At 72.6% G+C, this 10,121-nt stretch carries 12 protein-coding genes and 1 pseudogene; 8 read left to right on the forward strand and 5 right to left on the reverse strand.

Annotated elements, in window-relative coordinates; translation table 11 throughout:
* The 4 genes from B1205_RS01925 to B1205_RS01940 all read left to right on the forward strand — a co-directional run.
* A partial coding sequence (locus B1205_RS01925) for a GNAT family N-acetyltransferase (RefSeq protein ID WP_140157964.1) occupies positions 1 to 453 on the forward strand: 453 nt, incomplete at its 5' end.
* 151 nt (positions 454 to 604) lie between these two features.
* Positions 605 to 1,039 (forward strand): Hsp20/alpha crystallin family protein, encoded by a 435-nt coding sequence (locus tag B1205_RS01930; protein WP_089154033.1) that lies wholly within the window; start codon positions 605 to 607, stop codon positions 1,037 to 1,039.
* 116 nt (positions 1,040 to 1,155) lie between these two features.
* Complete coding sequence (locus B1205_RS01935; protein ID WP_089154034.1) at positions 1,156 to 2,145, forward strand: tyrosine-type recombinase/integrase; 990 nt, start codon at positions 1,156 to 1,158, stop codon at positions 2,143 to 2,145.
* 66 nt (positions 2,146 to 2,211) lie between these two features.
* Positions 2,212 to 2,670: an Rv0361 family membrane protein gene (locus B1205_RS01940; protein ID WP_089154035.1), complete on the forward strand. Its 459-nt coding sequence runs from the start codon at positions 2,212 to 2,214 to the stop codon at positions 2,668 to 2,670.
* A gap of 3 nt (positions 2,671 to 2,673) precedes the next feature.
* Here B1205_RS01940 and B1205_RS01945 read toward each other — a convergent pair whose 3' ends face one another.
* The 3 genes from B1205_RS01945 to B1205_RS01955 all read right to left on the reverse strand — a co-directional run bounded on the left by B1205_RS01945 (position 2,674) and on the right by B1205_RS01955 (position 5,636).
* Positions 2,674 to 3,393, reverse strand: coding sequence for a thymidine kinase (locus B1205_RS01945; protein ID WP_089154036.1), 720 nt, complete (start codon positions 3,391 to 3,393; stop codon positions 2,674 to 2,676).
* Between the two features lie 63 nt (positions 3,394 to 3,456).
* Positions 3,457 to 4,848, reverse strand: a complete 1,392-nt coding sequence (locus tag B1205_RS01950) for an MFS transporter (RefSeq protein WP_089154037.1) — start codon at positions 4,846 to 4,848, stop codon at positions 3,457 to 3,459.
* A gap of 20 nt (positions 4,849 to 4,868) precedes the next feature.
* Positions 4,869 to 5,636 (reverse strand): glycerophosphodiester phosphodiesterase, encoded by a 768-nt coding sequence (locus tag B1205_RS01955; protein ID WP_089154038.1) that lies wholly within the window; start codon positions 5,634 to 5,636, stop codon positions 4,869 to 4,871.
* Between the two features lie 88 nt (positions 5,637 to 5,724).
* Here B1205_RS01955 and B1205_RS01960 point away from each other — a divergent pair, with 88 nt between their 5' ends.
* Positions 5,725 to 6,174 (forward strand): helix-turn-helix domain-containing protein, encoded by a 450-nt coding sequence (locus B1205_RS01960; RefSeq protein WP_254909642.1) that lies wholly within the window; start codon positions 5,725 to 5,727, stop codon positions 6,172 to 6,174.
* On the forward strand, positions 6,167 to 6,535 hold the full coding sequence (locus tag B1205_RS01965; RefSeq protein ID WP_089154040.1) for a DUF4180 domain-containing protein: 369 nt from the start codon (positions 6,167 to 6,169) through the stop codon (positions 6,533 to 6,535). The genes B1205_RS01960 and B1205_RS01965 overlap by 8 nt, the downstream gene beginning before the upstream one ends.
* An 8-nt stretch (positions 6,536 to 6,543) precedes the next feature.
* Here the strand turns inward: B1205_RS01965 and B1205_RS01970 are convergent, their stop codons facing one another.
* Complete coding sequence (locus B1205_RS01970; protein WP_089154041.1) at positions 6,544 to 7,311, reverse strand: lysophospholipid acyltransferase family protein; 768 nt, start codon at positions 7,309 to 7,311, stop codon at positions 6,544 to 6,546.
* Between the two features lie 141 nt (positions 7,312 to 7,452).
* Between B1205_RS01970 and B1205_RS01975 the strand changes: the two genes are divergently transcribed.
* Both B1205_RS01975 and cydB read left to right on the forward strand, forming a co-directional pair.
* Positions 7,453 to 8,862 carry a cytochrome ubiquinol oxidase subunit I gene (locus tag B1205_RS01975; protein ID WP_089154042.1) on the forward strand — a complete coding sequence of 470 codons (1,410 nt, stop codon included), beginning with the start codon at positions 7,453 to 7,455 and terminating at the stop codon, positions 8,860 to 8,862.
* Between the two features lie 13 nt (positions 8,863 to 8,875).
* A complete protein-coding gene (cydB, locus tag B1205_RS01980) occupies positions 8,876 to 9,874 on the forward strand; it encodes a cytochrome d ubiquinol oxidase subunit II (protein ID WP_089154043.1) in 999 nt (332 codons plus the stop codon).
* A 63-nt stretch (positions 9,875 to 9,937) separates the two neighbouring features.
* Here the strand turns inward: cydB and B1205_RS30715 are convergent.
* Positions 9,938 to 10,121, reverse strand: a pseudogene (locus B1205_RS30715) (DUF5320 domain-containing protein); the annotation flags it as partial.

A 10,121-nucleotide genomic window follows, 5' to 3' on the forward strand; every position in this document is an offset into this window, starting at 1 on the left:
CGGGTCTGGCCGATCGTCGAGGCGGTCGTCACCGCCGGGGACACCTTCGTCTACGACCCGGCGTGGCCGGCCGAGGTGGCGCGCGAGGTGTGGATGGAGCGCCCGCCGGGGCGTACCTCGGTGGCGGTGGACCACGACGGCGCGGTGCTCGGCACCGCCAAGATGGGCGCCAACCGGCCCGGGCCGGGGTCGCATGTGGCGACGGCGAGCTTCATGGTCGCCGCCGACGCCCGGGGTCGCGGCGTCGGCCGGGCGCTGTGCGAGGACGCGTTGGACTGGGCCCGCCGGCAGGGCTTCGCCGCGATGCAGTTCAACGCCGTGGCGGAGACCAACACGGCGGCCGTGGCGCTCTACCGTCAGCTCGGCTTCACCGTGGTCGGCACCGTGCCCGAGGCGTTCGCCCACCCGACGCGCGGTCGGGTCGGCCTGCACGTCATGCACCTGTTCCTGTGACCGCTCCGGCGCACGACTGACCGCACCGGCGTGCGACGTCGCCGGTGCGGCTTGACGGCGTCTCGCCGTCGCGCTAAAACAGAAATCGAGAACTTGAGTCACCGAGACTCAACTTGAGAACCTGGGTCAGGAGAACCGAGGAGGCAGTGCCATGTTGATGCGTACCGACCCGTTCCGCGAGATCGACCGGATCGCCGAGCAGTTCTTCGGCACCACCGCCCGACCGGCGATGATGCACCTGGACGCCTACCGCGACGGCGACCACTTCTACGCCGCCTTCGACCTGCCCGGCGTCGACCCGGACAGCATCGACTGCACCGTCGAGCGCAACGTGCTGACCGTCCGCGCCGAGCGGCGCCGTCCCACCGGCGAGAACGTCGAACTGGTCGCCGCCGAACGGCCGATGGGCACCTTCACCCGGCAGTTGTTCCTGGGCGACACGCTCGACACCGACCGGCTGGAGGCCGGCTACGACAACGGGGTGCTGACGCTGCGCATCCCGGTCGCCGAGCGCGCCAAGCCGCGCCGGATCTCGGTCACCACGGCGACCGAGGGCAACGGCCACCGGCAGCTCACCACCGCCTGACCGGCCCGGCGCGGGGGAGAGGCCGGCGCGTCGGTCTCTCCCCGCGCCACCGGAGCGGGAATCCGGTCAGGCGCGCCTCGTCGCGAAACACCCCGCCGGCTGAGAACCTTTCTCACATGCTGCGTCCCGAGGTGTTGCCCCGCGCTCGTCTTGTCCGGCCCGGCGCAGGGCCGGCCGACTTCACCGAGGCGTGGTTGCGCAACCGGCGGCTGTCCGAGCACACCCGCGACGCGTACCGGCGCGACGTCACCGGCTGGCTGCGCTGGTGCGCGGAGCACGCGATCGACCCGCTGCGGGTCACCTTCCTCGACGTCAACGCCTACGGCCGGGAGCTGGAGTCCCGACCGGCCGGCCGCGACGGGCGCCCCCTCACCCCGGCCACCGTGGCCCGCCGGCTGTCCGCGCTGTCGAGCTGGTACGACTTCCTGGCCAAGCTGGGTGCGGTGCCGGCGAACCCGGTCGCCGCGGCGGACCGGCCCCGGGTGGACCGGGACCACTCCGCCACCATCGGGCTCAGCCCGGAGGAGGTCGACGCGCTGCTCGCCGCCGCCGAAGCCGACGCCGGCCCGACCGCCGCCCGCAACCGGGCGGCCGTCGCGCTCCTGGCCGACCTGGGGCTGCGCGTCGGCGAACTGGTCTCGCTGGACCTGGCCGACCTGGGCGCCGAGCGCGGCCACCGCAGCGTCCGCTTCGTCGGCAAGGGCGGAAAGGTACGCCGCCGCGCGCTCACCCCGGGCACCGCGTACGCGCTGGACGCCTACCTGGCGGCCCGGGCCGCCGCCCAGGGCGTCACGGTGCCGCAGTTGACCGGGCCGCTGCTGGTCACCGCCACCGGCGGCCGGCTGGACCGGCACGCCGTGTTCCGGCTGGTGCGCAGGCTCGCCCGCAGCGCCGGGATCGCCGCCTGGGCGCGGCTGTCGCCGCACTCGCTGCGGCACGCGTTCGCCACCACCGCCCGCTCCGAGGGGGTGCCGCTGGAGGACGTGCAGGACGCGATGGGTCACGCCGACCCGCGGACCACCCGCCGCTACGACCGCGACCGCCACAACCTCGACCGCGACCCGGCGTACGCGATCTGGGCGGCGCGGGCACGTCGACGCGGCTGACCGGTCGGTGCGCGCCGCGACCCAACAGGCTGCGGGCCGCTCGTGGTGTGCCTACCGTCGGTGGTGATGGGCAGGGAACAGGCGTGGCGCCGACCGGCCCGGCGACGTCGACCGGCGCGCGCCGGGGCGCTGGTCGCCGGCCTGGCGCTGGGCACCTGCCTGGTCGGCGCGGCCGGCCTGGCGGCGTGGAACGCCCAGGCGGTGCTGGGCGCCGACGGTCCGGTGCGCGACACCGCCGACGGGTTCTTCCGGGACGTCGCCGCGGGCGACACCGACCGGGCGTACGGGCGGTTGTGCGCCGAGGCGCGCAGCCGGTGGAGCCAGGCCGGGTTCGGTAGCTGGGTGCGGACCCCACCGCTGGTCAGCGGCTACGAGATCGTCGACGTGTCGGTGACCACCCGGGCCGGGCGCCCGCGCGCCACGGTGGTGGTGCGGCTCAACCGCGACGGCGGCGGCAGCGAGGAACGCGAACTGCCGGTGGTGTCGGAGGACGGCGGCTGGCGGGTGTGCGGGGACCCGTTCTGAGGCTCAGGCGCGCGGGCCGAGGTCGCCGGAGCGGTAGTGCCGTCGGCACAGCACCTGGTAGCGCACGTCGGCGGTGTCGACGGTGTCGCCGATGACGACCTGGGCGCCCTCGCGGACCACCTCACCGCGCACCACCCGGGCGTTGAGCAGTCCCTCGCGGCCGCACCAGCAGAGCACCTCGACCTGGATGCGGGCCACCGAGTCGGCCAGCTCGAACAGCCGCCGTGCGGCCGGGAACAGGCAGGAGCGGAAGTCGGTGGCGAGGCCGAACGCGTACACGTCGACGTCGAAGTTGTCGACCAGCTCGGCCATCTGCTCGACGTGTTCCAGGTTGTAGAACGACGCCTCGTCGCAGATCAGGTAGTCCACCCGTACCCCCTCGGCCCAGGCGGCGCGCACCAGGTCGCGCAGGTCGAGGTCGTCGGTGACCTCGACGGCGGAGTGGGCCAGGCCGATGCGGGTGGTGACCTGCGGGCCCAGCGAACGGTCGATGCGGGTGGTGACCAGCCCGCGGCGGCCCTGCCGGGCGTGGTTGTGGTTCATCTGCAACGCCATGGTCGACTTGCCGCAGTCCATCGGCCCCCAGAAGAACTTCAGCGCGGCGGCGTGCAGTGGCCGGCCGTCGGCGCCCCGGGCCGCGGCGCAGCCGCCGGCACGGTCGTCGCCGGGCCCCGGCAGGGGGCGGGCCAGGCAGGTCGGGGCGGCAGCGTCGTCGTCGGTCACGTCGGGGCAGCCTAGTGCATCGACCAGGCCGCATCCGGGCCCCGACGACGTGCGCGCTGCGGCTCAGAGCACCCGCGGCGGGGTGTTGCCGGCCGCGACGATGGCCCGGCGCATCGGCACGGCGGCCAGCAGCGCGAAACCGACCACGAAGAAGATCAGCAACGAGACCAGACCCACCCGGTACGACGAGGTGAGCTGGAACACCAGGCCGAAGGCGAGCGGGCCGAGCCAACTGGTGCCCTTGTCGCTGATCTCGTAGAAGCCGTAGTACTCGCCTTCCTTGCCGGCGGGGATGAGCTGGCTGAACAGGGACCGGCTCAGCGCCTGGCTGCCGCCGAGGACCAAGCCGATGCAGCCGCCGAGGATCATGAACGGCACCGGCGCCTCGGCGGGCAGCCGGAACGCCGCGATGATCACGCCGGTCCACAGCACCAGCGACAGCAGCACGGTTTTCCAGGCGCCGATGCGCCGGGCCAGCGCCCCCAGGGCCAGCGCGCCGCCGAACGCGAGGAACTGCACCAGCAGGATGGTCACGATCAGGGTGCCCTGCTCCAGCCGCAGCTCCTCGGTGCCGTACTGGCTGGCGAGGGTGATGACGGTCTGGATGCCGTCGTTGAACACCAGGAAGGCGAGCAAGAAGAACAGCGTCAGCGGGTACGCCCTGACCTCGCGCAGGGTGTGGCCGAGCTGCCGGAACCCGTCGGTGAGCACGTTGCCCCCACCGCGCAGGGCGGCGGCGGTGGGGCGCTCGCGCAGCCAGCGCAGCGGCAGCAGGGTGAACGCCGCCCACCACACGCCCGCCGAGACGATCGACCAGCGCGCCAGGTCGAGGGTGCGCTGGTCGTTGCCGTCCTCGCTGAGCAGCGTGACCGCGACCAGGTTGAGCGCGAGCAGCACGCCGCCACCGAGGTAGCCGATGGCCCAGCCGCGGCTGGAGATGCCGTCGCGGTCGTCCGGGCCGCCGAGCTGCGGCAGGAACGAGTTGTAGACCACCACGGCGGCGCCGAAGGAGATGTTCGCGATCAGGAACAGCACGCCGCCGAGCAGGTACCGCTCGCCGGTGACGAACGCGAACGCGATGGTCGCCCCGGCACCGGTGAACGCGGCGGCGGCGAGCAGTCGTTTCTTGTGCGCCGAGCGGTCGGCGATCGCGCCGATGACGGGCAGCACGAACACGGTGAGGAAGACCGACAGCGAGATCAGGTACGGGTAGTAGGAGCCGGCGGCGACGCGGATGCCCAGCGGGTGCACCACGCCGTCGCAGCGCTCCGCGCCCAGTTCGCAGCCGGCGGCCAGTTCGGTGACGGTGGTCAGGAAGGGCCCGAGGAAGACCGTGATGACGGTGGTCTGGAAGGCGGAGTTCGCCCAGTCGTAGATGTACCAGCCGGTGCGTTCGCGGCGGGTGCTGCCCGGTGTCGCGGGCTCGGCGACGGCGGGGGTGACCGTATCGGCCATCGGGGCGGTCCTTGCGGGGTTCAGGCGGCCCAGTGGCCGCGACTGCGGTAGACGTCGCGCAGCACGTCGACGTGATCGGTCATGATGCCATCCACACCACGATCGAGTAAGTGGTGCATCCGGGTGGGTTCGTCGATCGTCCAGACGTGCACCTGCAACCCGATGCGGTGGCAGTAGGCCAGGAAGCGCCGGTCGACCACCGGGATCCCCCCGTAGGAGACCGGCACCTGGGCGGCGACCACGGACGGCGGCAGCCGCAGCGGCCGCCCGTGCAGGGAGGCCATCCGCAGCCGGGCCACGCCGCGCATGCCGAGGCTGGTGGCGACCGTCGGGCCGGCCAGGGCACGCAGCCGGGTCAGCCGGGCGTCGCTGAACGAGGCCAGCAGCACCCGGTCGCCGGCGTCGGCGCGGGTGACCGCGGCGACGGTGGGCTCGACGGCGGCGTCGGCCTTGACGTCGACGTTGAACCGGATCTCCGGCCAGGCGCCCAGGACGTCGTCGAGGCGGGGCACCAGCGCGGCGCCGCCGACGCGTACCGAGGCGAGGTCGGCGAAGCGCAGGTCGGCGATGCGCCCGGGCTCGCCGGTGACCCGGGCCAGCGTCGGGTCGTGGAAGACCACCGGCACGCCGTCGGCGGTGGCGTGCACGTCGGTCTCCACGTACCGGTAGCCGAGGGCGACGGCACGGGCGAACGCGGCGACGGTGTTCTCGTCGCCATCGCCCGCGCCGCCTCGGTGGGCGAAGGCCAGCGGCGCGGGCGCGTCGAGGTAGCCGTGACGGGGCTGCACGCCGGCAGTATGCCGGGCCGGAGGTGGCGTCGAGGAGGCCGGGCAAAAAACTTCCCTATCCTCACCTGCCGCCCTAGCATAGGGAGCGATGAGTAACGACATGTACTCGGTGGAGCAGGTCGCGGAGCTGCTCGGGCTGCACGTGCGCACGGTGCGTGCCTACATCCGTGCCGGCCGGTTGCGGGCGGTGCGCATCGGCAAGCAGTACCGGATCGCCCGCGTCGACCTGGACGCGTTGACCGGCCGGCCGCCGCCACCGGCGTCCGCGGCGGCGGAGGTGTCGAGCATCGTGGCGCTCGACGGCGTCGACCGGGCCGCCGCCGACCGGCTCGCGACGCTGGTGCTGGCCGGCGTCAACACCCACCCCGACCCGGACCGTCCGCTGCGCGTGCAGACCGTCCACGACGAGGAGCGTCACCGCATGAAGATCATCGTCCTGGGCGACCTCGCCGCCACCGCCGACCTGCTGCGCCTGCTCGACGCGGTCCTCGACGGCGGCAACGGCCTGCTCACCGGCGAGGAGGCCGGCCGTGGCTGACGAGCTGCGTCACCTCGCCGGGGTCACGGTGCTGGTGTGCGACCCGGCCGGGCCGCCGATCGCCACCGAGGCCGACGCGCTGGACCTGATCGGCGCGGCGTTCCTCGGCGCCACCGTGGTGGCGGTGCCCGCCGCCCGCCTCGATGCGCGCTTCTTCGCGCTGGGCACCCGCTTCGCCGGGGAGGTCATGCAGAAGTTCGTCAACTACCGACTGCGCCTGGTGGTGGTCGGCGACATCTCCGCCCACCTGGCCGCCAGCGGCGCGCTGCGCGCCCTGGTCGCCGAGTCCAACCGGCACGACCAGGTGTGGTTCGTGCCGGACCTGGACACGCTGGACGCCCGCCTGCACGCCACCCCCTGACCGCCACCTCACCCGGGGCGGCGGCGGTGGACGCGGCTGGTGTCCACCGGCCGGCCGGGGTCGACGTGCCGGGGCCGATCGGGTTCGTCGGGGCGCAACCGGACCAGATCCTCGGTGATCGCGTCGACGATCCGATCGGTGGCGCGTCGCGCCGCGCCGGGGGTGTCCGGGTGCAGATCGCGCAGTGCCACCGGGGCACCGAAGTGCACCCGGATCACCGGACGTCGCACGCACGCGCGGACCAGACCCCGCAGCAGCCCCTTGGGCGCGCGGTACGGCAGCACCTCGTGCGAGCCCCACTGCGCGACCGGCGCGACGGCCGCGCCGCTGGCGAAGGCGAGGCGGGCGACCCCGGTCTTGCCGCGCTCGGGCCACATGCCCGGGTCGAGCCCGATGCGCCCCTCCGGATAGACCAGCACCACCGACCCGCCGGCCACCGCCGCGGCGGCGACCTCCAAAGAGCGGTGCACGCCGGTGGTGCCGCGGTCGACGCGGATGTGCCCGGCGCGGCGCATCAGCGCCCCGATCAGCGGGGCCCGGAACAGCCCGCCGGTGGCCATGATCCGGGGGGCGACCCGCCGCACCCGGCAGGCGGCGGCGAGGACCACCGGATCGAACGGGCTGATGTGGTTGGCCGCGAGGATCAACGGGCCACGCCGCAGCGCATCCGGCACGTCGCCGGTGACCTCCAGTCGACCGACCAGCGCCACGACCGCGCGGGCGAACGTCTGCGCGCCGCGCCACAGCAGCGGCGCACGCCAGGGGGAGCTGTCCATCAAGGGTGGATGGTCGCACGAGCCGGGGTGATCAGGGTCATTGGTCCCGGGGCGGTTCGGGCCGGACGGCCCTGAAACTTTTTCTACGACGCCGAGTAGTATTTACTACGTATCGTAGTAAGCGCGGCTGGAGGTCTTCAGGTGGACGCGTTGGACGTCGCCCGCTGGCAGTTCGGTGTCACCACCGTCTACCACTTCTTGTTCGTGCCGCTGACCATCGGCCTGTCCGTGCTCGTCGCCGTCCTGCAGACGATGTGGCACCGCACCGGCAACGAGCGGTACCTCAAACTCACCAAGTTCTACGGCAAGCTCTTCCTGATCAACTTCGCGATGGGCGTCGTCACCGGCATCGTGCAGGAGTTCCAGTTCGGCATGAACTGGAGCGACTACTCCCGCTTCGTCGGCGACATCTTCGGCGCGCCCCTGGCCATCGAGGCCCTGGTCGCGTTCTTCCTCGAATCCACGTTCATCGGCCTGTGGATCTTCGGCTGGGACCGGCTGCCCAAGCGGCTGCACCTGGCCGCGATCTGGGCCGCCGCGATCGGCACGAACCTGTCGGCGTACTTCATCCTCGCCGCGAACTCGTTCATGCAGAACCCGGTCGGCTTCCGGATCAACCCCGACAGCGGCCGCGCCGAGCTGACCGACTTCGTCGCCGTGCTCACCAACAAGGTCGCCCTGGTCACCTTCCCGCACACCCTCGCCGGGTCGTTCCTGGTCGCCGGCTCCCTGGTCGTCACCGTCGGGCTGTGGCACATGATGCGCAACCGCGACAGCGCCGACACCGGCGCCTACCGCTTCGCCACCAGGTTCGGCTCCTGGGTGGTGCTGATCTCCTCGGCGCTGGTCGTGCTCACCGGCGACATCCAAGGCAAGATCATGACCGAGGTGCAGCCGATGAAGATGGCCGCCGCCGAGGGCCTCTACACCACCGAGAGCCCCGCCTCGTTCTCCGTGCTCACCGTCGGCAGCCTCGACGGCAGCCGCGAACTGTTCGCCGTCAAGATCCCGTACCTGCTGTCGTTCCTCGGCACCGGCGACCCCCACGGCACCGTTCAGGGCATCAACGACCTCCAAGCCCAGTACGCCAGCCAGTACGGCCCCGGCACCTACGCCCCGATCATCCCGGTCACCTACTGGAGCTTCCGCTTCATGATCGGCTTCGGGCTGGCCGCCGCCGCCATCGCGCTGCTGGTGCTCTTCAGCCAGCGCAAGGGCCGCACCCCCACCAGCCGGTGGCTGCTGCGCGCCGGGCTGGTCATGCCGGTGCTGCCGCTGCTGGCCAACTCCTTCGGCTGGATCTTCACCGAGATGGGCCGCCAACCGTGGATCGTCTTCGGCGAGATGCTCACCCGCGACGGCGTGTCCCGCAGCGTCTCCCTCACCGAGGTCCTCACCTCGTTCACCGCGTTCACCCTCATCTACGCCACCCTCGCGGTGATCGAGTTCAAGCTGCTCGTCCGCTACGCCCGCGCCGGCGTACCCGACCTCACCCCCGAACCCGACGACGACACCGACGACGCCGAGCGCCCGCTCGCGTTCGCCTACTGACCCGGAGCCCACCGTGGAACTGACCACCGTCTGGTTTCTGCTCGTCGCCGTGCTGTTCACCGGCTACTTCATCCTCGAAGGCTTCGACTTCGGCGTCGGCATGCTGCTGCCCGTGCTCGGCCGCGACGACCGGCAACGCCGCGTCCTGATCAACACCATCGGCCCGGTGTGGGACGGCAACGAGGTGTGGCTCATCACCGCCGGCGGCGCCATGTTCGCCGCGTTCCCCGAGTGGTACGCCACCCTGTTCTCCGGCTTCTACCTGCCGCTGCTGCTGATCCTGCTGGCCCTGATCGCCCGCGGGGTGGCCTTCGAATACCGGCACAAGCGCACCGAGGCGTCCTGGAAACGCCGCTGGGACCTCGCCATCTTCTGGGGCTCGGCGGTGCCGGCCGTGCTGTGGGGCGTGGCGTTCGCCAACATCTTCCGCGGCGTGCCCCTGGACGCCGACCACGAGTACGTCGGCGGCCTGCTCGACCTGCTGCACCCGTACGCGCTGCTCGGCGGCCTGACCACCCTCGGGCTGTTCCTCACCCACGGCGCGGTGTTCCTCGCGCTCAAGACCACCGGCGACATCCGCGGCCGCGCCGGCGCGCTCGCGGTCAAGCTCGGCGCCGGCACCGCCGTCGCGGCGGTGGCGTTCCTCGGCTGGTCGCTGACCATCCGCGCAAGCGCCGCCGCCGTCGTGCTCGCCGCCGGCGCCGCCCTCGCCCTGCTCGGCGGCCTCGCCGCAGCGAGGGTACGCCGCGAGGGCTGGGCGTTCACCGGCACCGCCGTGGCCATCGCCCTGACCGTGGCGACCCTGTTCGCCGCGCTGTTTCCCAACGTCATGCCGTCCACCGGTGACCCGGCCGGGACACTCACCGCCACCAACGCCGCGTCCACCCCGTACACCCTGAAGATCATGACGTGGGTGGCGGTGGTGTTCACCCCGATCGTGCTCGCCTACCAAGGTTGGACCTACTGGGTGTTCCGCCGCCGAATCGGGGTACAGAACATTCCGCAACACTGATCGACCTGTGGGCGCAGGGGTAGGACGCGGGGCCGGTGCGAGGGGGTCGCACCGGCCCCNGCGGGCCTCGCGCAACTCCGCCAGCCGCGCCTCGATCTCGGCCAGCTCCGCGCGCAGCTTCTCCGCCTGCTGCTCCGCCTCGGCCCGCTCCGCGGCCAGGATCTGCTCCACCGCCTCCTGCACCCCCGGCACGTCCACCAACGCCACCATCCGCAGCGCCTCGGCCGGCTTCACCACGTACGGCCGG

It is taken from the genome of Micromonospora sp. NBS 11-29, from assembly GCF_002140155.1.
Classification (GTDB): domain Bacteria; phylum Actinomycetota; class Actinomycetes; order Mycobacteriales; family Micromonosporaceae; genus Micromonospora.

What these genes read in the sequence shown, in the direction of transcription:
- B1205_RS01930 (WP_089154033.1), top strand. Translation starts at nt 605, where the DNA reads ATGTTGATGCGTACCGACCCGTTCCGCGAGATCGACCGGATCGCCGAG.
- B1205_RS01935 (WP_089154034.1), top strand. Translation starts at nt 1,156, where the DNA reads ATGCTGCGTCCCGAGGTGTTGCCCCGCGCTCGTCTTGTCCGGCCCGGC.
- B1205_RS01940 (WP_089154035.1), top strand. Translation starts at nt 2,212, where the DNA reads ATGGGCAGGGAACAGGCGTGGCGCCGACCGGCCCGGCGACGTCGACCG.
- B1205_RS01950 (WP_089154037.1), bottom strand. Translation starts at nt 4,848, where the DNA reads ATGGCCGATACGGTCACCCCCGCCGTCGCCGAGCCCGCGACACCGGGC.
- B1205_RS01960 (WP_254909642.1), top strand. Translation starts at nt 5,725, where the DNA reads ATGAGTAACGACATGTACTCGGTGGAGCAGGTCGCGGAGCTGCTCGGG.
- B1205_RS01970 (WP_089154041.1), bottom strand. Translation starts at nt 7,311, where the DNA reads ATGGACAGCTCCCCCTGGCGTGCGCCGCTGCTGTGGCGCGGCGCGCAG.